We start from the raw sequence: 25,046 nt of genomic DNA on the forward strand, positions 1-25,046 counted from the left end.
TCGGTTGCAAGACAGGGCTTTTTAAGTGGACAAAACAGAATTTGATCTAATCAAAAGCTACTTTGCACCTCTTACCTGCAATTATCCTGAGGCTTATAACCTTAGAAATGATGCTGCACTTATTAATGAAGGCTCAGATAGATCCACAGTTGTTACAATGGATACTCTGGTTGAGGGTATCCATTTTTTTTCAACAGATCCTCCAGAAGATATTGCAAGAAAATCCTTGAGGGTTAATCTCTCTGATCTGGCGGCAATGGGCGCTAACCCCAAAGGATATACGCTTTCCATTTCATACAACACGTCTGTTTCTAGTGAGTGGGTAAAAGCATTTACAAAGGGATTAGCGGCAGATCAGGAAATATTTGAATGTCACCTGATTGGTGGCGATACAGTTTCGACACCTGGGCCATTGACGATTGCCCTTACATGTTTTGGCTCTGTGCCACGTAATAAATGTTTGCACCGAACAACGGGGAGACTGGATGATGATATCTGGGTAAGCGGAACAATCGGAGATTCTGCTGCTGGCTTAAAGTTGCTTAAAAAAGAAATCAAAACCGAGAATTCTGCTGCTGAAACTTTTTTGGTCAATAGATACAGAATCCCCCAACCGCGAACTTTACTTGGCATCGCATTACTCGAACGAGATATCTGCCAAACAGCTCTGGATGTATCTGACGGACTTATTGCAGACATCAACCACATTGCTGAAGGATCCAATCTACAGGCAAGGATATTTTTATCTGATATACCTTTATCCGATGCCTTTCGCGATGTTTTTCAAGGTGCACTTGACCAAGGCAGGCAGCTTGCCGTGACAGGTGGTGATGATTATGAGATATTGTTCACATCCAAATCGAAAAACAGATCTCAAGTTTTTGAATTATCAGAAGAACTAGACATTCCTATCACTCAAATTGGTACCTTGACGCAAGGAAATAGAACTTTGCTATTGGATAAAAGCAACAAGGAAATAACTGTTGCAAAAAGCGGTTGGACACATTTTTAATAATTACATCAATTAATTGAATTTGCGTTGTTTAACTTAAACTAAACCTTATTACCCCTATTACATTTTAAGGTTTATTTCACTGGTGACTAAATGAAAAAAATTATCATACTGATCGCAATACTATTATTGCTTGGCGGTGGCGGTTTTGCCGGATGGTGGTTTTTTCTCAAAGCACCAGACAGCGAAGAAGTTGTAGAAGAAATCCCAGAGATACCTTCTGCTTTTCTGGAATTTCCTCCAACAGTAATTCACTTGATAAAAGAAGGTATCGTCACTCATCACGTAACGGTAAAAATAATTATGGAAGTCGCAGAAGGTGAAGATCTAATTAACGCTGAACGTTGGCAAATTCGTTTGCAAAATGACTTTATGACAGAGCTTCATTCACTTTATTACTATAGGTATTTCACTCAGGATGGTTATACGAGTGAAAAAATCACCCAACGCCTGATTGGTGTCGCTGACAAGGTTATGGGGAAGGGTGTTGTACGTAATGTAGAATTATTAGTTGATAGCATTACAAAACCTTCAAACAGTTAAAATTAAAACCTTTAATTAATTTTCTTTCCCCACGAAATAATTCTCTCTTGGAATTATCTATTTCTCCTGTGTATGGTTGCTTTCAATCAAGTGAGATACTAGGCATATGTCTGATCGCGACCCGACAAAATCCAATGTAATTTTTCTGGCAATTTGCCAGGCTTTGGGGATGAGCTGTGGATCAATGCTTATTTCCATGAGTTCGCTGGTCGGAACAACCCTTGCCGAGGATAAATCTTACGGAACCCTGCCTTTATCTCTTCAGTTTTTTGGCATGATGGTTTGCGCTTTGCCTATTTCCTATTTCATGAAGCATTATGGCCGTCGGGCAGGGTTTAGTCTTGGTTCTATCTGTGGCGCTCTGTCTGGTTTTTTCTCTGCGCAAGCTGTTCTTGATAATAATTTAGAGCTCTTTTGTCTTAGCTCCTTTTTGTTTGGTGCTTTTATGTCCACTGTTGCCTATTACCGCTTTGCAGCTGCGGACACGGCTACAGAAGTTTTCAAGAGCAAAGCCATTTCACTTGTTATGGCTGGTGGCGTGATATCAGCTTTTGCTGGACCTGAACTGGCTAAATGGTCAAAAGATATAGAGTTTTTTGGCCCAGTTCTGTTTGTTGGTAGTTTTTATGCAATTACAGTGCTTTGTGTGGCAACTTTATTAATCGTACAGTTTTTGAATATTCCCAAACTTGCCGTTCACCAAATGAAATCTGGCGGACGCTCAATGTTCACAATAGCCAAACAACCGGTTTTCTTTGTCGCCGTATTGAGCGGTATTGTCAGTTACGCCTGTATGAACCTTATCATGAGTATTACACCAGCTGCGATGATTGCCTGTGCCCATCCTTTTGATGCCGCGGCTTTCGTCATTCAATGGCATGTTTTTGGTATGTACGCTCCATCCTTTTTTACGGGCTCATTGATCAATCGGTTTGGGCTGATCAAAATTCAAATTGCGGGGGTAATGTTAATTGCCTTGGCTGCATCCATAAATTTGACTGGTATTGAGGTAGAGAACTTCTGGTTTGGGTTGGTTACTCTGGGACTTGGCTGGAATTTCCTCTATGTTGGGGGCAGCGCGATGCTTACAGAATCATACCGACCAGAAGAAAAGGCGAAGGTTCAAGCCTTTAACGAGCTTTTAGTCTTTGGGGTTGTTGCAACAACCGCCTTCAGTTCAGGTTTTGTGTTCGATAAATTCGGCTGGATAGCAGTTAACACCCTGGCATTTATACCAGTAGGCATTTTCATCGCTATCCACTTGATATACCGTGGACAACTACGCAAAGAAGCGATTGCGTAACGCTTAAAAGAGCGTACTGTCGGGTATATGAAATATCTTTTACTTTGTCCCTGGCGGTGTAAAACGCCCCAAATTGCCTAGCAATTGTTGAAGGATTGTCAGATCTTGACCTTCTGTAGGCGTTTCACGCGTAACCGGGTCAATTACGCGACCGTCTTCCAATGCAAATTGTTGTGATTCTTCAAGTTTCCCATCTTCGGAGAATTTAACAACCAGAATGCTCCGTTCCAGCACAACTGGATCGTAGAATGCGGTTTTTTCAACTCTTTCCCCAACGTAATACCATACCTGATCTTTAAAAGTAGAAAGAGTAGAAGGAGAACCCAGTAGTTCAGCAACATCCCTGCGGCTGGAGACCCCTGTTTCTAATTTACTGACTTCTTCAGGATCAGGATAGTTTCCCCGAACATTGACACGGCTTTCGCAAGCACTTAGCGCAACGGGAAAAAGCATTGCAGCCAAAAGGGTCTTGGCTTTTGAGGAAACTTTATAAGACATACCGATATTCTGACCTTATTGATCTAACCATGAATGTTTGGCTATTTAACATAAAGCAAGTTTTTGTTAAACCATACGCGTTAAACAGGCACTATACTCGTCTATATACTTTTTTCGAGTCATAAATCCAAGCTGATTATATCAAGGGGTTCAGTAGTTGTTCAGGAAGCTTTTTCGTCGCGATAGCGAATCTGATGCAGTACACGATCTGTATGCCTGTCTTATTGAACAGGCACGTCACAAAGATTTTTATGAGAACCATTCCGTTCCGGACAGTCTGGACGGACGTTTTGATATGATCACGTTACACATGTTTTTGGTTTTACACAGATTGAAAACCGAGAAAGAGACAACCGAATCATTTTCGCAAAAGCTTTTTGACCTTATGTTCTATGACATGGACCTCAGCTTGAGAGAAATGGGGGTGGGCGATGTGGGTGTAGGCAAGCGTGTCAAAGCAATGCTGCAAGGTTTCTATGGACGGTTAGCGGCCTATGAAGACGCGTTACAGCAAGGGGAAAAATCTCTCGAAGATGCATTAGTGCGTAATCTTTATGGAACAATCGAAGCAGACCAAACCTCTGTTCAATACATGAGGGAGTATCTTATTGGTCAAATTGAGTGCCTTAAAGAGCAGGATATTGCACAGATAATGTCTGGCAGGATTACATTTTGTACTTAGGATTTGGTATAGCTACCCTGCAATAAAATAAATTGACCCGCGATTTAGCCTCGATTATTGTGCGCGATCTCGAATTTGAGTGTAAATCTGGATTGTTATTTGTTCATATATACACTTGATAAAGGGCAACATCGTTAAAATATGATCAGGAGTTCAGCAATGGAAACGCCGTGCGAAAATGAGTTTTCGCGTCGTTATCCCGTTGATAAAATTCAGGCCCGTTCACAGGTTTTAAATTTAAAAGCTAAACCTGAAGAATGTAATGCTGTGGCTAAGAGATTTGATTTAATTGAATTAAAGTCGCTTTCCGCAACACTTGAACTTGATCCAAAGGGGAAGGGCTCTTTACTTGATGTTAAAGGTCATTTAAAGGCTGAAGTAACACAATCCTGCATTGTATCTGCTGAACCTGTGCCTTCGGTGATAGATGAACCTTTTGAAATAATGTACAGCTTCGAACCAATCCGGGAAACAGCTGAAGAAATCTTGATTGATATTGATGCCGAGGATCCGCCTGAACTGGCTGATCCAACAGGGATTGATTTTGGAGAGGCTATTGTTCAGCAGCTAGCTGTTATGTTAGACCCTTATCCGAGAGCACCAAATTCTACTTGGGATGGCGATTCTGTGGACGAAGCGCCAGATGAAGAAGAAATACAGGAGGCAGCGAAAACAAGCCCGTTTTCTGTATTAAAAGATCTGCAAATTAAAAAGTAAGGTATCTTTACCTTAGTTAGGGCTTGCCGTGGGCGTAGTTATTCGTTAAGAAGCGGCGAGTTTTTTATTAAAGCTAAATGCGAGAGTTAGAGCAATGGCTGTTCCAAAGAGTAAGATTAGTAATTCCCGTCGCGGTCAGCGTCGGTCACACGATGCGCTTCGTGCAAGCGTTTCACAAGAATGTCCAAACTGTGGTGAGCTGAAGCGCCCACACCATGTTTGCGCTTCATGCGGCACTTATGATGGCCGTGATGTAGCAGAAGCTGAAGCCTAAGGCTTGTCAAAATAGTCTTTTGTGATAGGCCGATCATTGTGATGGTCGGCCTTTCTTTTATGGATCAATTTGACAAGCGGGAAACCAGTGAGCGCTAGCATAACCATAGCCTTAGATGCAATGGGAGGTGATGACGCACCGGATATTGTTGTTCATGGAGCAGAAATTGCTTCACAGCGATATCCTAACGTCAGATTTCTCATGTTTGGACGAGAGCAAGAGGTTATGCCTCTGCTGGAGAAGACGACCCGATTAAAAGACGTTGTTGAGTTTATTCATACCGAGGACAAGGTTCTCAGTGATGATAAACCTGCCGTGGCCTTACGCTCTGGGCGTAAGTCATCGATGCGCCTTGCCATAAATGCAGTACAGGATGGTCGTGCAGACGGTGTCGTTTCTGCCGGAAATACCGGTGCTTTGATGGCCATGTCAAAGTTTGTCCTCAAAACACTTCCCGGTGTTGACCGTCCGGCGATTGCTTCTTTTTTTCCGACATTGCGTGGTGAGTCCCTCATGTTGGATTTGGGGGCTAATCTTAGCTGTGACGCTGATAATTTGGTTGATTTTGCTGTGATGGGCAATGCCTTTGCTCGTTGTGTTCTTGGTGTGCAGGAACCTTCTGTCGGCATTCTTAATGTTGGATCAGAAGATGTAAAAGGACACGAATACCTTCAAGTCGCAAGTTCTATGTTGCGTAAAGCAGATCTACCGGGTGATTTTGTTGGTTTTGTGGAAGGCGATGACATTGGTAAAGGCACTGTTGATGTTATAGTTACAGATGGTTTTACCGGTAATGTTGCGCTGAAAACAGCCGAAGGTACAGCCAAACTCATTTCAGAATTTTTCAGGCAAACATTTAAAAGCAGTATCTTGGCCAGCCTTGGGTATTTGCTGGCGAGTTCTGCCCTTAATAAATTAAAGAAACGTGTTGACCCCCGCTTGTATAATGGGGCTATCTTTCTGGGGCTGAACGGAATTGCCGTTAAAAGCCATGGTGGTACAGACGCAATTGGATTTGCCAATGCAATCGGTGTTGCTGTTGATATGCGTGATCAGGATATCGTCAAAAAAATCCGTCAAGATTTCGATTCGTTGACACGTGAACCGATTAATGAGCAGGCTGGGTTTGAATGATAATACGTGCAAATATCAAGGGTTGTGGCTCTTATTTACCAGAGCGTATTCTGACAAATGATCAATTGGCTGAACGTGTTGATACATCTGATGAATGGGTCCGTCAACGCACAGGAATTCGGCACAGATACATTGCCGGAGATAACGAATTAACATCAGATTTGGCTACAAAAGCAGCTTTAGCCGCATTGGAACACGCCAATGTTGATGTTTCTGAAGTTGACCTGATTGTCTGTGCTACCGCTACACCTGACGAAACCTTCCCTGCTACGGCAACTGTCGTCCAGAAAAACCTTGGCGTAACCAGAGGCGCAGCTTTTGATTTGCAAGCGGTTTGTAGTGGTTTTGTTTATGGCTTATCTGTTGTCGACAGTCTGATTCAAACAGGACAAGCCAAAACAGCATTACTCATTGGCGCAGAAACCTTCTCTCGCATTCTTGATTGGGAAGACCGTTCAACCTGTGTTCTTTTTGGCGACGGAGCAGGGGCAATTGTCGTTCAGGCCGAAGAAGGTAACGGTGATACAAACGACAGCGGCATCCTAAACACACACATATACGCGGATGGTCGTTGTCACGATGCCCTATACGTTGATGGTGGACCATCTTCAACTGGTACAACAGGTTTTCTTCGAATGGAAGGCAAAGAAGTTTTCCGACAGGCTGTGACAAGAATGCCAGAAGCAATTGATGCGGCACTAAAGAAATCTCAGCTATCACCAGAAGCCATCGACTGGCTCGTTCCTCATCAGGCCAATATCCGTATTATTGAAGCAATGGGCAAGAAGCTGAAACTGCCCAAAGAGCGAGTTATCGTTACTGTTGATAAGCACGCAAATACCTCGGCTGCTTCAATACCACTTGCATTGACAGAGGCCGTTTATGACGGACGAATTAAACGTGGTGATATGATCATGATGGCAGCTATGGGTGGCGGTTTTACCTGGGGATCTGCTCTTATACGGTGGTGATTAGTTTCTATTCGAAATAATGTTATATAACATCTTTTCGAGATAAAACTTGTAATTTCCTGAAAAGTTTAGCAAAATCGCCTTGTATATCATATGAGTTACTGGTTATTCCGGGAAATTCACATAACGATAACAAGGGGAGTGGAACTTCATTATGAGCACTACAGTCACTCGTGCTGATCTCAGTGAAGCCGTATATCAAGAAGTTGGCCTGTCCAGAAATGAGTCTGCAGATTTAGTAGAATCTGTGCTGAATGAAATTTCTGACACCTTGATCAAAGGTGATTCGGTTAAAATATCATCTTTTGGGAGTTTTGCCGTTCGTGAAAAGGGCGAACGTATTGGACGTAACCCAAAGACTGGGCAAGAAGTTCCAATTTTACCACGCAGAGTTCTCGTGTTCCGAGCATCTCATGTTTTGAAAAATAAAATAAATACATCTCTTTCTTAAAAAAGATTTTATTTTGATCGGAACGCGTCGGTAAAATACTGACAAAACCTAGAAAAAGCAGGAGTTTAATCTGCAAATGTGTGCTGCGGAAACCTCGAGCAAATCTGCGGCTGCGTTCCGGACGATAAGCGAAGTATCTGGCGACTTGGATGTTCCTCAGCATGTGCTGCGGTTTTGGGAAACAAAGTTCCCTCAGGTCAAGCCATTGAAACGTGCAGGACGCAGACGTTATTATCGCCCGGAAGATTTGAAAATACTTCGTCAGATAAAAGATCTTTTATATAAAGACGGCTATACCATAAAAGGTGTACAGAAACTCTTTAAAGAAGGGGCTTTGAAAGCAAATGCTTCTCTTGATGAAGAAAAATCAGTCCCAAAGCGCACTACCAATGAAAAAAAGACGAACAATACAAATGACGAAAAGAGTCTAGTAAATCAAGTTCTTGGCCTGTCTCCTAAGAGTCAAAAAGAAGTTTTGGACGAATTAAAATCCATTCGTGCTCTCTTAGGGTAATTTTTTGTTTTTTTCGGTTAACGCCATTGCTTTGCACATATAGCGAATGTATATAGTGCGAAGAAGAGCGATGACGACAAAAGTCTGAAGCTTCTTTCTAACGGAGTATAGCGCAGTCTGGTAGCGCACTTGGCTGGGGGCCAAGGGGTCGCAGGTTCGAATCCTGCTACTCCGACCAAATAAAAAACCTTTGATCTTTGCATAGGATCAGAGGTTTTTTTGTGCGCTATCTATTCATAAATTCAATGCTTTATCCCACTGGTTTTATTGTTCCACTATGATAATCTTTGCCTATAAATATGAGCTTTGAGGACCTACTGACAAAATGATCGACAACAGAAAAACAAAAACTGCTTTGGAGATCAAAGATCTGAGCAAAAGTTTTAATGGTCTTAAAGCGCTAGATATTAACGATTTAACGTTGGATTCTGGGGAAACTCTCGTCATTATCGGCCCGTCAGGAAGCGGTAAAACACTGTTGCTTAAAATACTGCTTGGCATTATCCCTCATGATACGGGTAAAATTTTCATCAACGGACACTCAAAAGAAGAATTAGAAGACAATTCTCAAAATTTCGTTGATCGTTTTGGCATGCTTTTCCAACAGTCGGCTCTTTTTGATTCCATGACTGTGTGGGAAAACATTGCTTTTAAAGAGTTAAAAAAACAGAGTACGGACAAAACCAAAATCAAAGCAGCCGTTATCACATTACTGGATCAGGTTGGGTTAAAACCAGAAGTCGCCCACCTATATCCAGCTGAATTATCCGGAGGCATGCAAAAAAGAGTTGGACTTGCCAGAGCATTTGCAGGAAATCCTGATTTTTTATTTCTGGATGAACCGACTGCCGGACTTGATCCTATTATGAGTAATTCGATAAGCCAGCTTATTAATCAACAGGCTAAAGAGCATCTCTCAACATCGATCATCGTTAGCAGTGATTTAGATTCTGCCCGAAAGATTTCAACAAAGATCATGATGTTACACGAAGGAAAAGTTGTGTGGCATGGTCCTACAGCCGATCTGGACAAAACGGATAATCCTTATGTTCAACAGTTTATCCATAAATCAGCAGAAGGTCCCATTGCTGTCCTGACTGAATAATGCTTTACGTTTCTTCTGAAAACTTCACAGAAATAGACGAGAAGAAATCTCGCTTTATCTCTTTTTTGATGCCTGTTTCATGTTTTGAAAATCGTTTGGCCGAGTTACGGGACGAGCACAAAAAAGCGAGCCATCATGTATGGGCTTTCAGGCGCTTAAATCAATACGATCAAATCGAAGAGGGGGCCAGCGATGACGGTGAGCCCTCTGGCACGTCAGGACCTCCGACCCTCAAAGTACTACAGGGTAATGACTTAATTAATACGGCTGTCATTACAGTACGTTATTTTGGGGGGACAAAGCTGGGTACAGGTGGACTGGTTCGGGCTTATAGCGAAAGTGCCAAACAAGTTATTCAAGAAGCCTGCTTGCTTACATATGTAAAGCTACATAAATTAAAAATTACTCTCCCCTTCAAATCGATCACACATGCAGAATATCTATGTAGTCAAATTGGCATTGAAATCGTGCAAAAGGATTTTGGCACTAACGGAGCAATATTTGTTGTGGAAAGTATCGAAGAAAAATTATCCGAATTACAGCGGAAACTTAATCTTCGTTAAGTACATTTTGTACAGATGACACAGCTTTTAAAGATTTTGCCAAAGCCATGAGTTCATTGCGAGCAAGCATCAAGGCCTCTCGATCATTTTCCGACAGATTATGCTGGGTCAAACGATAATGAAAAATGCGGTGCGCTTGTTTGGTTAGCACTGCCCATTTACTGTTAGGATCATGAACCAATGACAGATGTTTGGGCTGCTCTCGTTTGAGCACAGCCTCAATATCTGTGGTATTTTTTATAGCCCCCTGATGCATCAAGCTTGTCCCTGTACTATAAGCTTTTTCATCTTCAAATAATTGGTTAACAGTCTCTTACTACAATTTATCTAAAATTGCTACTATAAAGCCTCTATTTGGAATACATCCGTCAAACTATGCCATAAATATAAGAAAACACCCTCAAAACAGAGGGTGTTTATGACAGAGATACTATCTACCAATTAATGTGTTTTATGATTGGGAGCTGCTGGAAGAGGGTTTATATTACCAAGTTCCTTAGCCTGATCAATGACAGGGATTAAATCAGAAGTAATCGTCTCGAATAGCTGCTCAAAACTACTAATCACATAGTAAATTGGTTGATAGATATCGATACGATAATTGGTTCTGAAAATACTTAAGGGATTAAACTCCATTATCGTAGGTTCATGACTATCCATACAATAAATAGCCTCACCAGACGAAGACGCCAAACCGGCACCGTAAATTCGGTACCCTTCAGTGGTTTGGATTAAACCAAACTCGACTGTAAACCAGAAAAGCCTTTGAAGAGGCCACATGTATTTCTTTTCAACTGATAGCGCGAGTTTCCCATACTCTTGAACATAATCGGCAAAGGACTGGTTTGTCAGCATTGGACAATGCCCATAAATTTCATGAAATACATCAGGTTCTTTGATGTAATCAAAGTCTTCTCTAACTCTAATAAAGGTTGCTGCCGGAAAACGCCTGTTCGCCAGGATTGCAAAAAAATCTTTCGGAGGGATAACAGCTGGAACAGATTCAACGCCAAACCCAGTTGCCTCAAAGAGGCGCTCGCTGACATCTTTTAACTGGGGAACTTGACGATCATTTAACCCAAGAATTTCCCTTCCTCGAACAAACTCCTTACAAACCCGACCATCCAGGATTTGATTTTGGCGGGTGATTAAATCCCCCCAGATTTCATTTTCTGATCGGGTATAGTGATATAAACCGTTCGTATCCGGTATTTTTGATTCATAAGTTGAACCATGATGTCCCATTTTTTTACCTCATTGTTAAATCCCTGCTTTGATTGTTTATTTTATCTTAAAAAATGGGGTATTATATTCTAATAAACCTCGTAAATTAGTTTTAGAAATCAGTTTTATTCAATAATGTGCTGTAACTTGAAATGATTGACCTTGATACACTCGATGTAAAAATACTGAGCTTGTTGCAACAAGATGCGTCTCTTTCCACTGCGGATATTGCAGCAAAGGTTGGTCTTTCTCAGTCTCCCTGTTGGCGACGGATAAAACGTTTCCGAGACGAGGGGCTAATTCGAAAGGAAGTATGCTTGCTAGATACTAAAATTGCTGGTCTAAACGTGACTGTTTTTGCAACAGTAACATTGGTTCAGCATAGTGAAGAGCAAGTCAGGCAGTTCGAAGATATTGTCGATCGACGCCCTGAGATAATGGAATGTTACACCATTACGGGAAACCGAGATTACCTCTTGCGAATTGTGGCAAAGGATATTGAAGCTTATGATCGTATGCTCACGGAACAATTCCTTCATTTGCCGATTATTAATTCGGTAAACTCCCGTTTCGCCTTACGAAATGTAAAATATTCTACTGAACTCCCAATCTAGAGGAACGTTATGCACATCCGGAAAGAAGAGATCAAAGATCGTGCACAGGTCTTGCAAGTCATTCATGATGCATTTGGCCAGTGGGATGAATGTTATCTCGTAAAACAACTATATATGGATAATGATGTTCTTTTTGGTTTGGTTGCCGAAGAGGAGGGGACAATTTTAGGTCATATCCTTTTTAGTACGATGGAAATTACATCTCCTCACCTGCAAATACAAACAGCAAGCTTGGCACCTCTCTCTGTTTTACCAGCTCACCAGGGCAAAGGTATAGGAAGTCAGCTTATGGAACGCGGTATTCAAACTTGCCGAAATAACGAAGATCTATCAGGCATTATTGTTCTTGGTCATCCGGCTTATTATTCCAAATTTGGCTTTACGAGCACATCAACAGAAAATTTGGATGCGCCCTTTAAAGGCAATGAATTTATGGGGTTGGAATTTAGAAAAAATATCTTTCCTACCGACGGCAATGTTATTTATGCAAAAGCCTTTGGGCTATAATTTTAATATTGTATTGAACACGAAAATATATGATTTTCCTAAAACTATTATATCAGCAACACTTCGGAAAAGACTTGTTGAGCGGATCTTGTCCTTTTTGCTGTGTGTCGTAATCTGAATCATCCAGAACAATATATGCACTATCTACCTCAGAGCTTTTCCTTGAGACAATCTCATCTTTTTCAATCGGATCATCATCAAAAACAGCTCTGTAAGCTGCGCCTTCTAAGTCGTCGTATTGTCCTGTACGCAAGGACCATAAAAAAGCAACAAGCCCAAGCAAGCCCAACAAAAGTGCGATCGGAATTAAAAATGTAAGAGCCGTCATTTTCTATGCTCGCTTTTCTGATAGTCTTAGCCGTAGGGCATTAAGAGTGACAACAATAGATGACGCAGACATGGCAACAGATGCAATCAAAGGTGTCACATATCCGCTCATCGCCAGAGGCACCGCGATAACATTATACACAATTGCTAATCCGAAGTTCTGAAAAATCAGCTCCCGCGCTTTTCTGGCAATCGTTATTGCTTCCATAATCGGTTTCAGTTTATTTCCCTGAAAAATGAAATCTGCTGTCGTCTGACTTATATCAGAAGCTGTTGCCGGAGAGGCAGATACAAAAGCACTTGCTAATGCCGGGGCATCATTTAATCCATCGCCCACCATCAAAACCTTGTGTTTTTGGTTGGACAAATTATCTAAATGGGCAATCTTGTCTTTTGGATTAGCTCCGGCAGTCCAATTTTCAATAGACAACAACTTTGCAGCTTTTTTTACGGCTTTTTCTCTATCGCCGGAAAGAATTTCTACGGACTGGAGATGTTCCTTGGCATACCAAATCGCACTGGAAGCATCATCTTTTAGTTGATCTTCAAAGGTAAAGCGTACTTTTTTGCCGGAGCTATCTGATAACCAAAGTTCGCTGACAGCGTCATCACCAATTCTGTCCTCATCAACACCACACCAGTTCCGATTACCAATACGAACCCTGTTATCATTCAAGTAACATTCCAGTCCTTGTCCTGGCTCTTCATGCACCTTATCCAGTTTAACAACTGGTACATCGATTGCTGCGGTCACTAACGCTTTTGAGAGTGGATGTTTACTGGACAGGGCGAGGGAGGCTGCTAAAGATAAATCATCCGCAGATAGCGTGTCTTTATTGGTCAGAACAGGTTGCCCCTTGGTCAAGGTACCTGTTTTATCAAACACCACGACGTCAGCATCTGCCAATCGTTCCAATCCATCCGCAGCTTTCACCAGAATTCCCCGACGTAACAATAGACCACTGGCAACGACCTGAACTGTTGGTACAGCAAGTCCGAGAGCGCAAGGACAGGTAATAATCAAAACGGCAATAGCATTCATAAGTGCCAAATGCCAACCGCCATCTCCCAAAGCCCACCATGCGACAAACGTCAGTGCAGAAAGGATATGAACCACTGGCGCATAAATTTGCGCGGCCCTGTCTGCTAGACGTACATACTTGGCCCGTCCTTGCTCTGCGGTTTCCATCAATTTGACGATTTCAGAAAGCAGAGTTTGATCGTCTTGTGCTGTGACTTCAACTTCAATCGGGGTAGAGATATTGAGCGTGCCAGCAAAAACAGCGTTACCAACAAGCACTTTCTGGGGCAAAGACTCTCCTGTAATAAGAGAGCTGTCAATTTCGGTTTCACCGTTTATAACAGTGCCATCGACTGGAATTTTCTCTCCCACAGCAATGGCAACCTTCATGCCCGGTTCGACAGCCTCAACAGGAAGAGAGGCGTGTGTACCGTCTTCCCTGATAATCGTTGCCGCGATCGCACGCAGAGATAACAGGTTCTGTGCTGCTGATTGCGCCTTGCTTCTCATCCGTCGGTCAAGGTAGCGACCGATCAGAAGAAAAAACAACAGCATAACCGATGCATCAAAATAAGCATGTTTTGCACTTTGCAGGGTTTCAGCAACACTCATACCCACGGCAAGGAGAACAGCGAGTGATATGGGAACATCCATATTCAAACTACGCGTTTTCAAAGCTGCAATTGCCGATCTAAAAAACGGCTGCCCGGAATAGGCAACGGTGGGCAAGGCAATAAGACCAGACACCCAATGTAGCAAATCACGTGTTGCTGGCCCCATATCATTAACGCCAGACCAAACCGCCACAGATAACAGCATGACATTTGCCGCGGCAAAACCAGCAACACCCATTGCCTTTAAAAGTGCCTTGTCTTCCTGTTCACTTGCAGAACTCATCAAATCCGGATTGTAAGGCGTCGGCGGAAAATCGAGATCATCGAGTTTTCGAACAATTGCAGTTGCTGATGTTTTGGTCGCATCCCACAAAACATAAAGCCTTTTGGTAGATAGATTCACCCGCGCTGTTTCCACCCCGTCCATTTTGTTGAGGTTTCCCTCAATCAGACGGATGCAAGACGGGCAATGAATTGTATCTACAATCAAATTAAGCTGAGAAAGTCCTGCATCGTTCTTATAGACATAAGCCGTCGGATCAATGCTGGCGGGCACCTCTTTAGGGGGAGCCATCTCAGCAGGTACTTCAATATCTTGATTTTTGAGATCAGAACAACACTTAGACATGATCGCACTACTTCACAAAAAAACGTTTTTCCAACTTGAAAGGCGTACCTGTAGGGGAGGTTGCTGAAAGGCTGACATGCCATTGCCCATCAAGAGGCAAATCAACCGCAGCCTCGTACTTGCCCTGACTGCTTTCTGCGAGAACAAGTGTTTGATCGTATCCCTGAAGGGTCGGGCGTCCGACCTTTACTGTTACATCAAAGCCGGAAAGATTCTGATTATCTGCATCCTTCAGTACAAAAGAAATCAACTTTTGAGTTCCCACAGTCTCCAGATCAAGAGAGCTTTGCCAATTGAGGTCTTTCTGTATTTTTGCGGCTTCAATTGTCTGATTATAGTTCAAACCATCAACATAGGCATTTTCCTTGGACAGTCCGGTCCAGGTGTTGGTCGCAAAGTAAATAAACGCGACATTCATACCGATAATGACGCCAAAGAAAGACAAGATCGAAATCAGAAAATGCTTTCCTGTGAACTTTTTTTCTTTCTGAGGTGTAGGGACTTCATTCATTACAGATGTGCTTTCTATCATGCTCATTTGTTCGGACCTATAAAGACACTATCATTAGAGACGCTATAACCAGTCTCTTTATTTGTAACTGTAATCGTAATTGGCTCAGAAGCTGTTTTCAGATCTTGCGCATCAACGGATAAAAACAGATGAACACTTCGCAAGTTATCCGACTTCACATCAACAATTGGTGCAGGGCCAACATTTTCAATATCGTTGATTTTAATCTCTTTAAAGTCGAGACCAGTAACCGTCACCAGGAACTGTTGCGGCGCACGCTCTTTGTTCAGGATTTTAACGGTATAACCATTGCGAATACTGCCATCCGATAATTTCACAAACAGTGGATTACGATCACGCAAGACATTGAGATCCAAAGGAGATCTACTGGCAAGCAAATAGACCATAAAGGCACAAACTGCAAAAATCGCCACAGCATAAAGAATTGTTCTCATACGCAAGAGGCTAAATTTTTGTGGAACACCTTTTAGCCTGCGGGCCATATTGGCATCGGTATCATAACCAATCAAACCACGGGGTGTTCCCATCTTGTCCATAATGCCGTCACAGGCATCAATACAAAGCGCACAGTTAATACATTCCAGTTGAGCGCCATCACGGATATCAATACCCATCGGACAAACGACAACGCATTGCTTACAGTCGATACAATCTCCAAAAGCCTTGTCGTCTTGTGTTTTTTTAGCGCGGCCTCTTGGTTCGCCTCGATCTTTTCGATAGGTAACCTGTAGGGAATCTTCATCCATCATTGCGGCCTGAATGCGCGGCCATGGACACATATAGATACAGACCTGTTCCCGTGATAACCCGCCAAGTGTATAGGTTGTAAAGGTCAACAGCGCAACAAAGGTATAGGCCATCATGTCGGCTTGGAGCGTAAAGAGTTCAACCAGAAGCGTCGGTGCATCAGCGAAGTAAAAAACCCATGCACCACCGGTTGCCATTCCGATAATCAACCAGATTGTATGTTTCAGAGTATACTTCCATACCTTTTCAAAATTCCACTTGTGACGGTGTAATTTTATTCGGGCATTGCGATCACCTTCGACCCAACGTTCAACGGCGATAAACAAATCAGTCCAGACCGTTTGCGGACAGGCGTAACCACACCAGACGCGACCAAAAAGACTGGTAAAGAAGAAGAGCACGAGCCCGGCAACAATGAGAATACCGGTAATGTAGTAAACTTCCTGAGGCCAGAGCTCGATAAAAAAGAAATAAAAACGATTGCCCGGAAAATCAATTAAAACGGCTTGATCCGGGGCGCCGGGACCACGATCCCAACGAATAAAAGGAACTAAATAATAAATTGAGAGTGTAATGATCATGATCAGCCATTTTAAACGGCGGAATTGACCAACTGCCCTTTTAGGAAATATGGGTTCACGTTTTTTATAAAGAGGACGGTTCTCTTTTTTGTTAACGGCCTCCACTTCAACAGTGGCTTCCTTAACGATCTGTTCCAGCTTGGTGCTCATCTCTACAGACGTTCTTTTCTGACGTTAAGTTGTTTTTTATGGTACGGGAGAGACCGAGCCCTCCCGTACACAGGCCTTTTGTATTATTCACCGCCACCAAGGGAGTGAACATAAATGCTCAGGGCTTTAATCGTCACAGGGTCCAAACGGGCTTCCCATGTCGGCATTACACCTTTACGACCATAAGAAATGGACTGAACGACGGTTTCCTTGTCACCGCCGAAGAGCCAGAGCTTATCGGACAGATTTGGGGCCCCCATTTCGCGATTACCAACACCGCCTGATTCATGACAGGCAGCACAGTTATCTTCGAAAATAGGCAAACCGCGCTGAGCAGCCTCACTGTCACTTGATGTGCCAGACAGGGATAAAACATATTCCGCTACGTCTGAAACTTCCTGCCTTTCAAGAATTTCATCAGCAAGGAATGCTGTCATATCATTAAATCTGGTTTCATCATGTGTTGAACGAATACCATAGTTAATGGTGTAGTGGATATCTTCGAGTGATCCCCCCCATAACCAATGATCATCATTCAGGTTCGGGTAGCCTTTGGCCCCTTGTGCACCACTACCATGACACCCGGCGCAGTTATCACCAAATGCAGCCTGACCGGCAGCCAGAGCATACTGATTAAGGTTTGGATCTTTTGCGATATCTTCCAAACTGGATGCCACAATCTTTGCTTCTATATCAGCGCGTCCGGCTTTCACTTCAGCAAGTTCATCCATAACTGTTTGGCGTTGAGAATATCCCAACATGCCCTTGGTATAATCGCTGATACCAGGCCAGGCAGGCATTGCGATCCAATAACCAATTGACCAAATTACAGATGCATACAGCACCCACAACCACCAACGGGGAAGGGGGTTGTTTAGCTCTTCGATGCCATCCCACTCATGACCGGTGGTGTCGACACCAGAGATCTCGTCTTTTCTTGGATTTCCTGCCATGACTAGTCATCCTCTAATGGAATTTGAGCGGCGTGATCAAACTTGCTTTTGTTTTTGGGCCAAAGCGCATAAGCAACGCCCCCCAAAAACATCACAACCAGATACACAAGCCCCCAAGTTTGCGAAAAAGTAGAAATGTCGTTGTAATCCATACCTATCTCCTTATCGCAGTTCCGGACCTTCAGCCTTGTAGGCTGAGAAATCCACTAGGGTGCCAAGCATTTGCAGGTAAGCAATCAAAGCATCCATCTCTGTTATGACTTTGGCATTATCATCAAAGTTACGAACCTGTGCTTTGGGATAACGGGCAAGCAAGCCATCTGTATCACCATCCGGATCAACCTGGGCACGCAAATCTTCTTCTGCCAACTCGATCATCTCATCTGTATAGGGAACACCAACCATACGGTTTGCTTCCAGATGTTCTTTGATGTCATTAAACCGAAGCGGCGCATCCAAAAGGAAAGGATAACCCGGCATAACAGACTCAGGAACAATTCCACGTGGATTAACCATGTGTTCCTTGTGCCATTCATCGGAATACTTTCCACCAACACGTGCCAGATCAGGGCCTGTACGTTTTGATCCCCATTGGAAGGGATGGTCATACATTGATTCAGCCGCAAGAGAGTAGGGACCATAACGCTCTACCTCATCGCGCAAAGAGCGGATCATTTGTGAGTGACAGTTATAACAGCCCTCACGGATGTAAATATTGCGTCCGGCCAACTCCAGAGGTGAATAAGGGCGCATGCCTTTTACTTTCTCAATTGTACTTTCAAGAAAGAAAAGTGGCGCAATTTCAATAAGACCACCGATTGAGACAACAATCAGGATCCCGATCAATAGTACGATTGAGTTTTTCTCAAATACGTCATGTTTAATCATGATCTTAAAACCTCCTTATTCTGCAGCTACGGGGCTAGGAACAGCTTCTGGAGCAAGTGAACGACTTTCCGTTCTCACGTCTCCACGGGCTGTCCGCCATAGGTTATAAGCCATGATCAGAGAACCGATCACAAAGAAGGCACCACCGATTGCACGGATCCAGTAGAAAGGATTCATCGCTTCGACAGTTTCCACGAAAGAATATTCCAGGAAGCCAAGATCATCATACGCACGCCACATCAGGCCCTGTAGAATACCGGATACCCACATTGATGTGATGTAGAGCAGAATGCCAAAGGTAGAAATCCAGAAGTGGTAACTTACCAGCTTCAAGGAATAGAGCTGTGTTCTGTTCCAAAGCCATGGAACAAGACAGTAAAGAGCACCAAAGCTGACATACGCAACCCAACCCAACGCACCAGAATGAACGTGTCCAACAGTCCAATCTGTATAGTGGCTGAGTGAATTCACAGCTTTGATAGACATCACAGGACCTTCGAAGGTACTCATGCCATAGAACGCAATAGATACAACAAGCATGCGCAAGACTGGATCAGTACGCAGTTTATCCCATGCACCTGACAGCGTCATAAGACCGTTGATCATCCCGCCCCAGGATGGCATCCAGAGCATGATTGAGAAAGTCATTCCCAATGTCTGAGCCCAATCGGGAAGTGCTGTATAGTGCAAATGGTGCGGCCCGGCCCAGATGTACATAAAAATCAGGGACCAGAAGTGAACAATTGAAAGGCGATAGGAATAAACCGGACGGTTCGCTCTTTTGGGGACGAAATAATACATAATCGCCAAGAAACCAGCTGTCAGAAAGAAACCAACCGCATTATGGCCATACCACCATTGTGTCAGAGCATCCTGAACTCCCGCAAAAAGTATATAGCTTTTTGAGCTTGTCCATGAAACAGGAACGGTAAGATTATTGACGATATGCAGCATGGCTACGGTTGCGATAAAGGCCAGATAGAACCAGTTGGCAACGTAGATATGTGGTTCACGACGTTTCCAAAGTGTACCCAAGAACACCAGAAGATAAACCACCCAGACAATTGTCAGCCAAATGTCCGCATACCATTCTGGTTCAGCATATTCTTTACCTTGCGTTGCGCCCATTAAATAACCAGTCGCAGCAACAACGATGAAAAGCTGATATCCCCAGAATACAAACCATGATGAGAAAACACCGGGAAGGCGAGCTTTACAGGTTCTCTGTACCACATAAAAAGACGTCGCCAACAGAACGTTACCGCCAAAAGCAAAAATAACTGCTGATGTATGAAGAGGACGCAACCGACCAAAGTTGATAAAGGATGTATCAAAATTCAAGTCTGGATATGCCAACTGAAATGCAATTGTATCACCGGCAACAAAGCCGGCAATCCCCCAAAAAACAGAGGCAATAACCCCCGCCTTCACAACCTTGAGGTCGTATTCAATTGGTGCGTCGGCTGATTGTGTAGCAAGGCTTTCTGATGTATCAAAATAAGCCTTAATAATGCCAAAAATCCCAAGTAAGAATGCACCTGCAAAAATATATGCATGTACAGACATTACCGGATCTTCGGTTCGCGCGGCGGTTAATGTGGCATAAAACGTGCCAATCACCAGAGCCGCAGCTATTACCCATCCGTCGAGGGGCATTTTCGCTTTTGCGGTAGTTTCCCGAGTCATTCCTGAAGTCGCCTTTTATCATAAAAAACGTGATAACACCGTGAGATAGAACACCTCACAGTACCCCGTAACCTACCTCTCAAGTACAAAAGAGCATTGATCTAGGTCAATGATACGGGTTGACGCACCCCAAAAAAACAGTCGTAATTTTTGTTTACGGCTTAGTGTTGAGTTGTTGGATTTTCGTTTAATTTTTTACAAAGCCTGACTGCGTCACAAACATACCCTTTATTGATAAGCTGGTTCGGAATGGATTTAGTATAACCATTTTCAGGAATAATTGTGCTTTGAATATCTACTGTTAGGTGTATTGCCTGACATCCACGCTCTGAGGCTTGATCTTCCAGCCATTCCAAAAGGGTTTCTGAAATATCATTTCGGCCAAGCATATCTGCCGTGACGTAGTTAGAAACGTCCATAACTATCTGATGTGTAACATCTTCTACAATTTTATAGCAGAGGATGCCCATATAGTATCCGGCAGAATTTTTTACAGTGATAATGCCGCATTCACGATTATTTCGACCAATAAAACTATCAACATAATTCATCCATTGATCGGTGGTGATATCTCTTTTTAATGTCTGTATCAGTGGTAATACCTGAACAGTGTTTGATTGATTTAATGGTTTGATAGCAAATTGCACGGCTTTATAATCCACATATAACTTTGTTGATTTTATTGAAGTCGCGTCGGAAAAATAAGTCTTTGATGTAGGTCAATATGACGCACAGAAATAGCAAACAGAAATAATTTGTTGCGTGTTTCTTTAACACTCTTGTAGTAGTATCAGCCTATCACTAACAAAACTTTGTTATATAATAAAGATTATGTCGGGAATGATATACGAATGAGAAGTGGCTCACACTTTGCCCAAACGGTCTCTTCGACCCCTTTGGTGAACTCTCCTTGTGAAAAATGCAACATTGCAGAAATGAGCCTCTGTCATGCTCTTTCCTGTGATGATTTGCGCAGATTGTCATCGATCTCAACAGGAATAGAGGTGGGCAAAGGTGTCACAATTATTAATGAAATGGATTCAGCAGATTTCCTGTTTAATGTGACTGGAGGTTCTATCAAACTATACAAGCTGCTCCCCGATGGTCGTCGTCAAATGACCGGTTTTCTTTTCCCCGGTGATTTCCTTGGCATTGCCATGAACGATTGTTATGCCTATTCAGCAGAAGCATTAGAAGATTGTCGGCTTTGTAGATTCCCCCGCTCCAGACTTGAAGAGCTTCTGAAAGAAATTCCTGATCTGGAAAACAGACTTCTTAATATGGTTTCGAACGAGTTGGTTCTGGCGCAGGATCAGATGCTGCTGCTTGGCCGAAAAACAGCCATAGAAAAAGTCAGCAGTTTCCTTCTTTCCTTATCCAAGCGGACAAAAAGCAAAACCGGTGCTGGTAATATAATATCTCTGCCCATGGGACGTTCTGATATTGGCGATTATTTGGGGCTGACCACAGAAACTGTTAGTCGAACACTGACCAATCTGAAGAAAAAAGGGATCGTTTCCATTCCGACAAATGGGCAGTTGGAAATTAACGATATAGAAGAATTGACTGACCTAGCCGAAGGTATGGACTGATTAGATTACCCAATACCTATTGATGTTATATCTTTAAAATAAATCAGGTATTTCCTATATCTATTCCAGTCATCTTACTGTATTAGTCCCGTAGTAATCTATAACATCAATGCTCACAAGCTTTGGGAAAAGGGGTTTGTACGCTGCCACGGAGAGCGATCTCTGGGCGCGATTGGACGCACTTCCCAAAGCGAGCCGCTTATCACGCGATGTGTAAGTCGTGATCCGGAACCTGGCAATAGTGTTCCGGGAGGGTGCATTTTATCGTGCATCCTCGGCGAGCTTGCTTATTCTCAGCCCTCTGACTTAATTAAACTTTTCATCACCTTTTACTTCCCTTACTCTGACTTTACGAAGCACCCTGCTTGCATAAACGTGTGTTATTCATACCCATTTCGACGAGACAACGGATATATAAAATGGCTAATCCTCAGCTTAAAACAAAACTTGGCAATCACCATCCTATGTTTGGTTGTTGGATTGATATGTTTAGCCCGATTGCTACTGAAATTATTGCACAGGCGGGGAATGACTGTTTAATGATTGATCTTGAACACGGTCCTGGTTCAGTAATGGATGCTATTACCCAGATGCAGGCAGCCAGAGCCTATGGCCCAAAAGTCTATGTTCGGGTTTCAAGTAATTCCAATGCAAAGATCAAACGCGTTCTTGATGCCGGCGCAGATGGTGTGATGGTTCCATCTGTTTCGACAAAAGAAGAAGCTGAATACGCCGTTGACGCATCTCATTATGCCCCACAAGGCAAGAGAGGAGTTGCGTCAACAATTGTCAGAGGCGCTGATTACGGGGTTAATTCTCAAGGTTACCTGAAGAGCTTTAATGATCAGGTGCTCTTGATCTGTCAAATCGAAGATGCAGAAGGTGTAGAAAACGCAAAAGAGATCGCCAATACCGATGGGGTCGATATGATTTTCATTGGACCATCTGATCTTTCTGCTGACCTTGGTTATCCGGGTGAAACAGATCATCCAGTCGTATTGGAAGCCATAGAAAAAGTTGAACGTATTGTTAAAGATGCTGGAAAACTTCTGGGCGCAATACCTACCCCTAAAAGAGATGCAGAAACGCTCTATAAAGCAGGGTACGATATGGTCCTTGATGGCGGTGATATTGGGTTTGTTGTCAAAGGCGCACGCGATAAAGCCGCACATTTAAAACGTGTACTGGATCGATAAATTGCTTTAATGACAGAAAAGATCAAAGTTTTATAGATAGGCAGTATTGTTTTTTCTTTTTGAAAGCTTCACAAGCTTTATTGGCCTCTGTTTTGTTTTTGAAACTGGCACCTAACACCCGGTAAAAAGTACCTTTACCAATGATTTTAACGGGTTTTAGCTTTAAGCTGAGCCCGTCAGTTTCTTTTGGGAAAGCATTCTTTAATTCTGCCCATTCTTTTTTCGCACTTGCCTTGCTTTTATTAGAAGACAAATGAACCGCATAGGTGACACTTGTTTTTGTGACTGGTGGTTGTGCTTTTTTCTCTGAACTCTTTAACGGGGCAGGGGTTATCATTGGCTCTTTTTGACCATCTTTTACTGTATCAGGATCAAGCGCCGTTGTTTCGATCTTATCTTCTTTAACTTTTTTAGTATCATCGTCCTTTTCAGCAAGCGAATTCAGAGCTTCTTTTGTGGAATTCGCAGCCTTTTTTGAACCCTTTTTGATATCTTCCCACAGATCAACGCCCCAACCTTTTGTATCATCATACACGCTACCGCAACCGCCGAGAATCAAAGACGAGCACAAGATAACAACAAACAGAGAAGAATAACGTCGTATTGGCATGAGCGAGCACCAAAAAAGGTTAGATGTAAATTACATCCAACCTTAAATACTACATATTTATAAAAAGATAATTAATTCTATGACTTAAGAATTTCGAGACTTAAGAATTTTGATCAATTTTTATCCCTTTACCTTGGGGTGATGTTTCTCAATAAAGTCATTTATCACAACAGAAACACTTTCACGCCATTTGCGACCGTTAAAAATACCGTAGTGTCCGACACCCGCTTCAACGTGATTTTTATGTTTGCTCTTCACAAGCGACGAGCACATTTCATGCGCAACCTCGGTTTGTCCGGGTGCTGAAATATCGTCCAATTCACCCTCTACAGTAAGAAGCGCTGTCTTTTTGATTTTTGACGGATCAACCGACTGTCCTTTCCAGGTCATTGTGCCGTTGGGCAAGCTTCTTTCCTGAAAGATGTGTTGAATTGTGTCCAGATAAAATTCGGCAGTTACATCCATTACAGAGAGATATTCATCATAAAACTTCTTATGACTTTCAGCAGAATCTCCGTCACCTTTCACAAGGTTATTAAAATGCTGCATGTGTGCATCGACATGACGCATGGAGTTCATGGATATAAACGCAGCCAGTTGCAGAAAACCGGGATAAACACGTCGACCAGATCCTTCGTATTGAAGCGGGACTGTTGCGGTCAAATTATCCTTGAACCATGAAAGAGATTTGCTATCCGCCAATTTTGTTACCTCGGTTTCTGCGGCCCCCGGATCAATAGGTCCACCCATCAAGGTCATGGTACTTGGCTGTGCCGGATCATCGTTTGCCGCCAGAATTGAAATAGCCGCAAGAACCAACGGAGCAGGTTGACACACGGCAATAACGTGTAAATCAGGGCCTAGCAACCTCATGTAGTCAACAAGGTATTCAATATATTCATCAAGCCCGAAATCGCCATCAGATGTCGGCACCTTGCTGGCATCGGTCCAGTCCGTGACATAAACTTCATGATGTTCGACAAGGGTCTTTACGGTCCCGCGCAACAAAGTCGCAAAGTGTCCTGACATCGGGGAAACAAGTAGGATTTTTTTTGGTGATTTTGCCAGATCACACTTGAAGCGGATAAGGTCTCCAAAAGGTCGGTGGTCGATCCTGGCAAGATCAATAGGGTGAATCCCATCTTCACGATGAATTGCCTGAAAACCCCATTCCGGTTTTCCGCGATGCCGAATAACACCTTCGATAACGTCAGCGCTGGCTGCCATTATTTTTCCCATATAGGTTTGGGAAAGAGGGAACAGAGGATTGTTAAAATAGGTTTTTGTAAGCTGTGTCATAGCGCGCATTGGTCCCAACGCAGCGCTTTGCATATCAAAATATGTATATAACACGTTATCTATCCCTTACAAATAAAACAGCTTTATCCGATGAAAGGCTGCGGTGTGAC

30 protein-coding genes and 1 tRNA gene are annotated in these 25,046 nt (G+C 43.0%); 17 read left to right on the plus strand and 14 right to left on the minus strand.

Features of this window, described 5'->3' with window-relative positions; all coding sequences use genetic code 11:
• Positions 1-25: 25 nt before the first annotated feature.
• The 3 genes from thiL to D9A03_RS07700 all read left to right on the plus strand — a co-directional run bounded on the left by thiL (position 26) and on the right by D9A03_RS07700 (position 2,858).
• A complete protein-coding gene (thiL, locus tag D9A03_RS07690) occupies positions 26-1,012 on the plus strand; it encodes a thiamine-phosphate kinase (protein ID WP_120496616.1) in 987 nt (328 codons plus the stop codon).
• 93 nt (positions 1,013-1,105) lie between these two features.
• Positions 1,106-1,555, plus strand: coding sequence for a hypothetical protein (locus D9A03_RS07695; RefSeq protein WP_120496617.1), 450 nt, complete (start codon positions 1,106-1,108; stop codon positions 1,553-1,555).
• A 106-nt stretch (positions 1,556-1,661) separates the two neighbouring features.
• On the plus strand, positions 1,662-2,858 hold the full coding sequence (locus D9A03_RS07700) for an MFS transporter (RefSeq protein ID WP_120496618.1): 1,197 nt from the start codon (positions 1,662-1,664) through the stop codon (positions 2,856-2,858).
• A gap of 39 nt (positions 2,859-2,897) precedes the next feature.
• On the opposite strand, the gene D9A03_RS07705 is transcribed toward D9A03_RS07700, so the two are convergent.
• Positions 2,898-3,356 carry an outer membrane protein assembly factor BamE gene (locus D9A03_RS07705; protein ID WP_120496619.1) on the minus strand — a complete coding sequence of 153 codons (459 nt, stop codon included), beginning with the start codon at positions 3,354-3,356 and terminating at the stop codon, positions 2,898-2,900.
• A gap of 157 nt (positions 3,357-3,513) precedes the next feature.
• Here D9A03_RS07705 and D9A03_RS07710 point away from each other — a divergent pair, with 157 nt between their 5' ends.
• From D9A03_RS07710 to D9A03_RS07755, 10 genes are all read left to right on the plus strand, one after another.
• Positions 3,514-4,038 (plus strand): ubiquinol-cytochrome C chaperone family protein, encoded by a 525-nt coding sequence (locus tag D9A03_RS07710; RefSeq protein WP_120496620.1) that lies wholly within the window; start codon positions 3,514-3,516, stop codon positions 4,036-4,038.
• Between the two features lie 159 nt (positions 4,039-4,197).
• The gene (locus D9A03_RS07715) at positions 4,198-4,755 is read left to right on the plus strand and encodes a DUF177 domain-containing protein (RefSeq protein ID WP_162938025.1); all 558 of its coding nucleotides are present in this window, start codon (positions 4,198-4,200) and stop codon (positions 4,753-4,755) included.
• 94 nt (positions 4,756-4,849) lie between these two features.
• Positions 4,850-5,029 carry a 50S ribosomal protein L32 gene (rpmF, locus tag D9A03_RS07720; protein WP_120496622.1) on the plus strand — a complete coding sequence of 60 codons (180 nt, stop codon included), beginning with the start codon at positions 4,850-4,852 and terminating at the stop codon, positions 5,027-5,029.
• A gap of 87 nt (positions 5,030-5,116) precedes the next feature.
• Positions 5,117-6,163: a phosphate acyltransferase PlsX gene (gene plsX, locus D9A03_RS07725; RefSeq protein ID WP_120496623.1), complete on the plus strand. Its 1,047-nt coding sequence runs from the start codon at positions 5,117-5,119 to the stop codon at positions 6,161-6,163.
• The gene (locus tag D9A03_RS07730) at positions 6,160-7,134 is read left to right on the plus strand and encodes a beta-ketoacyl-ACP synthase III (RefSeq protein ID WP_120496624.1); all 975 of its coding nucleotides are present in this window, start codon (positions 6,160-6,162) and stop codon (positions 7,132-7,134) included. Before plsX ends, D9A03_RS07730 begins: the two co-directional genes overlap by 4 nt.
• Before the next feature lie 154 nt (positions 7,135-7,288).
• A complete protein-coding gene (locus D9A03_RS07735) occupies positions 7,289-7,585 on the plus strand; it encodes an integration host factor subunit alpha (protein ID WP_371682945.1) in 297 nt (98 codons plus the stop codon).
• 76 nt (positions 7,586-7,661) lie between these two features.
• Positions 7,662-8,099: a MerR family transcriptional regulator gene (locus D9A03_RS07740; protein ID WP_120496626.1), complete on the plus strand. Its 438-nt coding sequence runs from the start codon at positions 7,662-7,664 to the stop codon at positions 8,097-8,099.
• Positions 8,100-8,200: 101 nt separating this feature from the next.
• Positions 8,201-8,277, plus strand: a tRNA-Pro gene (locus tag D9A03_RS07745).
• A gap of 147 nt (positions 8,278-8,424) precedes the next feature.
• A complete protein-coding gene (locus D9A03_RS07750; RefSeq protein ID WP_120496627.1) occupies positions 8,425-9,204 on the plus strand; it encodes an ABC transporter ATP-binding protein in 780 nt (259 codons plus the stop codon).
• The gene (locus tag D9A03_RS07755) at positions 9,204-9,767 is read left to right on the plus strand and encodes a YigZ family protein (protein WP_120496628.1); all 564 of its coding nucleotides are present in this window, start codon (positions 9,204-9,206) and stop codon (positions 9,765-9,767) included. The genes D9A03_RS07750 and D9A03_RS07755 overlap by 1 nt, the downstream gene beginning before the upstream one ends.
• Here D9A03_RS07755 and D9A03_RS07760 read toward each other — a convergent pair.
• Complete coding sequence (locus D9A03_RS07760) at positions 9,754-10,023, minus strand: hypothetical protein (RefSeq protein ID WP_120496629.1); 270 nt, start codon at positions 10,021-10,023, stop codon at positions 9,754-9,756. The genes D9A03_RS07755 and D9A03_RS07760 overlap by 14 nt on opposite strands.
• A 185-nt stretch (positions 10,024-10,208) precedes the next feature.
• Positions 10,209-11,012 (minus strand): phenylalanine 4-monooxygenase, encoded by an 804-nt coding sequence (phhA, locus tag D9A03_RS07765; protein WP_120496630.1) that lies wholly within the window; start codon positions 11,010-11,012, stop codon positions 10,209-10,211.
• Positions 11,013-11,143: 131 nt separating this feature from the next.
• Here phhA and D9A03_RS07770 point away from each other — a divergent pair, with 131 nt between their 5' ends.
• On the plus strand, positions 11,144-11,605 hold the full coding sequence (locus tag D9A03_RS07770) for an Lrp/AsnC family transcriptional regulator (RefSeq protein WP_120496631.1): 462 nt from the start codon (positions 11,144-11,146) through the stop codon (positions 11,603-11,605).
• Between the two features lie 9 nt (positions 11,606-11,614).
• A complete protein-coding gene (locus tag D9A03_RS07775; RefSeq protein WP_120496632.1) occupies positions 11,615-12,112 on the plus strand; it encodes a GNAT family N-acetyltransferase in 498 nt (165 codons plus the stop codon).
• Positions 12,113-12,164: 52 nt separating this feature from the next.
• On the opposite strand, the gene ccoS is transcribed toward D9A03_RS07775, so the two are convergent.
• The 9 genes from ccoS to D9A03_RS07820 form a co-directional block, all read right to left on the minus strand.
• Positions 12,165-12,440: a cbb3-type cytochrome oxidase assembly protein CcoS gene (gene ccoS, locus D9A03_RS07780; RefSeq protein ID WP_120496633.1), complete on the minus strand. Its 276-nt coding sequence runs from the start codon at positions 12,438-12,440 to the stop codon at positions 12,165-12,167.
• 3 nt (positions 12,441-12,443) lie between these two features.
• Positions 12,444-14,702 (minus strand): heavy metal translocating P-type ATPase, encoded by a 2,259-nt coding sequence (locus D9A03_RS07785; RefSeq protein ID WP_120496634.1) that lies wholly within the window; start codon positions 14,700-14,702, stop codon positions 12,444-12,446.
• A 7-nt stretch (positions 14,703-14,709) separates the two neighbouring features.
• The gene (locus D9A03_RS07790; protein ID WP_120496635.1) at positions 14,710-15,240 is read right to left on the minus strand and encodes a FixH family protein; all 531 of its coding nucleotides are present in this window, start codon (positions 15,238-15,240) and stop codon (positions 14,710-14,712) included.
• On the minus strand, positions 15,237-16,712 hold the full coding sequence (gene ccoG, locus D9A03_RS07795; protein WP_120496636.1) for a cytochrome c oxidase accessory protein CcoG: 1,476 nt from the start codon (positions 16,710-16,712) through the stop codon (positions 15,237-15,239). The genes D9A03_RS07790 and ccoG overlap by 4 nt, the downstream gene beginning before the upstream one ends.
• 83 nt (positions 16,713-16,795) lie before the next feature.
• A complete protein-coding gene (gene ccoP, locus D9A03_RS07800; protein ID WP_120496637.1) occupies positions 16,796-17,665 on the minus strand; it encodes a cytochrome-c oxidase, cbb3-type subunit III in 870 nt (289 codons plus the stop codon).
• Positions 17,666-17,667: 2 nt separating this feature from the next.
• Entirely contained in the window at positions 17,668-17,817 is a 150-nt protein-coding gene (locus D9A03_RS07805; protein WP_120496638.1) for a cbb3-type cytochrome c oxidase subunit 3, read from the minus strand.
• Positions 17,818-17,827: 10 nt separating this feature from the next.
• Positions 17,828-18,553 carry a cytochrome-c oxidase, cbb3-type subunit II gene (gene ccoO / locus D9A03_RS07810; RefSeq protein WP_085902223.1) on the minus strand — a complete coding sequence of 242 codons (726 nt, stop codon included), beginning with the start codon at positions 18,551-18,553 and terminating at the stop codon, positions 17,828-17,830.
• Positions 18,554-18,568: 15 nt separating this feature from the next.
• Entirely contained in the window at positions 18,569-20,239 is a 1,671-nt protein-coding gene (gene ccoN, locus D9A03_RS07815) for a cytochrome-c oxidase, cbb3-type subunit I (RefSeq protein WP_120496639.1), read from the minus strand.
• 161 nt (positions 20,240-20,400) lie between these two features.
• Positions 20,401-20,886, minus strand: a complete 486-nt coding sequence (locus tag D9A03_RS07820) for a hypothetical protein (RefSeq protein WP_162938026.1) — start codon at positions 20,884-20,886, stop codon at positions 20,401-20,403.
• Positions 20,887-21,090: 204 nt separating this feature from the next.
• Here D9A03_RS07820 and D9A03_RS07825 point away from each other — a divergent pair, with 204 nt between their 5' ends.
• Both D9A03_RS07825 and D9A03_RS07830 read left to right on the plus strand, forming a co-directional pair.
• Positions 21,091-21,831, plus strand: a complete 741-nt coding sequence (locus tag D9A03_RS07825; protein WP_162938027.1) for a cyclic nucleotide-binding domain-containing protein — start codon at positions 21,091-21,093, stop codon at positions 21,829-21,831.
• Positions 21,832-22,250: 419 nt separating this feature from the next.
• Positions 22,251-23,027: an HpcH/HpaI aldolase/citrate lyase family protein gene (locus tag D9A03_RS07830; protein WP_120496641.1), complete on the plus strand. Its 777-nt coding sequence runs from the start codon at positions 22,251-22,253 to the stop codon at positions 23,025-23,027.
• 22 nt (positions 23,028-23,049) lie between these two features.
• On the opposite strand, the gene D9A03_RS07835 is transcribed toward D9A03_RS07830, so the two are convergent.
• Both D9A03_RS07835 and D9A03_RS07840 read right to left on the minus strand, forming a co-directional pair.
• Complete coding sequence (locus tag D9A03_RS07835; RefSeq protein WP_162938028.1) at positions 23,050-23,562, minus strand: SPOR domain-containing protein; 513 nt, start codon at positions 23,560-23,562, stop codon at positions 23,050-23,052.
• A 195-nt stretch (positions 23,563-23,757) separates the two neighbouring features.
• Positions 23,758-24,990 (minus strand): polyhydroxyalkanoate depolymerase, encoded by a 1,233-nt coding sequence (locus D9A03_RS07840; protein WP_120496643.1) that lies wholly within the window; start codon positions 24,988-24,990, stop codon positions 23,758-23,760.
• Between the last annotated feature and the right edge of the window lie 56 nt (positions 24,991-25,046).

This window comes from Kiloniella sp. EL199 (assembly GCF_900313065.1).
Lineage (GTDB): Bacteria > Pseudomonadota > Alphaproteobacteria > Kiloniellales > Kiloniellaceae > Kiloniella.

Excerpts from the sequence above, each read along its gene's own strand:
- rpmF (WP_120496622.1), top strand. The coding sequence starts at position 4,850 with ATGGCTGTTCCAAAGAGTAAGATTAGTAATTCCCGTCGCGGTCAGCGT.
- D9A03_RS07785 (WP_120496634.1), bottom strand. The coding sequence starts at position 14,702 with ATGTCTAAGTGTTGTTCTGATCTCAAAAATCAAGATATTGAAGTACCT.
- D9A03_RS07695 (WP_120496617.1), top strand. The coding sequence starts at position 1,106 with ATGAAAAAAATTATCATACTGATCGCAATACTATTATTGCTTGGCGGT.
- D9A03_RS07805 (WP_120496638.1), bottom strand. The coding sequence starts at position 17,817 with ATGGATTACAACGACATTTCTACTTTTTCGCAAACTTGGGGGCTTGTG.
- ccoG (WP_120496636.1), bottom strand. The coding sequence starts at position 16,712 with ATGAGCACCAAGCTGGAACAGATCGTTAAGGAAGCCACTGTTGAAGTG.
- D9A03_RS07735 (WP_371682945.1), top strand. The coding sequence starts at position 7,289 with ATGAGCACTACAGTCACTCGTGCTGATCTCAGTGAAGCCGTATATCAA.
- D9A03_RS07755 (WP_120496628.1), top strand. The coding sequence starts at position 9,204 with ATGCTTTACGTTTCTTCTGAAAACTTCACAGAAATAGACGAGAAGAAA.
- D9A03_RS07700 (WP_120496618.1), top strand. The coding sequence starts at position 1,662 with ATGTCTGATCGCGACCCGACAAAATCCAATGTAATTTTTCTGGCAATT.
- D9A03_RS07715 (WP_162938025.1), top strand. The coding sequence starts at position 4,198 with ATGGAAACGCCGTGCGAAAATGAGTTTTCGCGTCGTTATCCCGTTGAT.
- ccoO (WP_085902223.1), bottom strand. The coding sequence starts at position 18,553 with ATGATTAAACATGACGTATTTGAGAAAAACTCAATCGTACTATTGATC.
- D9A03_RS07760 (WP_120496629.1), bottom strand. The coding sequence starts at position 10,023 with ATGCATCAGGGGGCTATAAAAAATACCACAGATATTGAGGCTGTGCTC.
- D9A03_RS07790 (WP_120496635.1), bottom strand. The coding sequence starts at position 15,240 with ATGAGCATGATAGAAAGCACATCTGTAATGAATGAAGTCCCTACACCT.
- D9A03_RS07730 (WP_120496624.1), top strand. The coding sequence starts at position 6,160 with ATGATAATACGTGCAAATATCAAGGGTTGTGGCTCTTATTTACCAGAG.
- ccoS (WP_120496633.1), bottom strand. The coding sequence starts at position 12,440 with ATGACGGCTCTTACATTTTTAATTCCGATCGCACTTTTGTTGGGCTTG.
- phhA (WP_120496630.1), bottom strand. The coding sequence starts at position 11,012 with ATGGGACATCATGGTTCAACTTATGAATCAAAAATACCGGATACGAAC.
- ccoN (WP_120496639.1), bottom strand. The coding sequence starts at position 20,239 with ATGACTCGGGAAACTACCGCAAAAGCGAAAATGCCCCTCGACGGATGG.
- D9A03_RS07830 (WP_120496641.1), top strand. The coding sequence starts at position 22,251 with ATGGCTAATCCTCAGCTTAAAACAAAACTTGGCAATCACCATCCTATG.
- D9A03_RS07825 (WP_162938027.1), top strand. The coding sequence starts at position 21,091 with ATGAGAAGTGGCTCACACTTTGCCCAAACGGTCTCTTCGACCCCTTTG.
- D9A03_RS07770 (WP_120496631.1), top strand. The coding sequence starts at position 11,144 with ATGATTGACCTTGATACACTCGATGTAAAAATACTGAGCTTGTTGCAA.
- D9A03_RS07705 (WP_120496619.1), bottom strand. The coding sequence starts at position 3,356 with ATGTCTTATAAAGTTTCCTCAAAAGCCAAGACCCTTTTGGCTGCAATG.
- ccoP (WP_120496637.1), bottom strand. The coding sequence starts at position 17,665 with ATGGCAGGAAATCCAAGAAAAGACGAGATCTCTGGTGTCGACACCACC.
- D9A03_RS07775 (WP_120496632.1), top strand. The coding sequence starts at position 11,615 with ATGCACATCCGGAAAGAAGAGATCAAAGATCGTGCACAGGTCTTGCAA.
- D9A03_RS07740 (WP_120496626.1), top strand. The coding sequence starts at position 7,662 with ATGTGTGCTGCGGAAACCTCGAGCAAATCTGCGGCTGCGTTCCGGACG.
- D9A03_RS07750 (WP_120496627.1), top strand. The coding sequence starts at position 8,425 with ATGATCGACAACAGAAAAACAAAAACTGCTTTGGAGATCAAAGATCTG.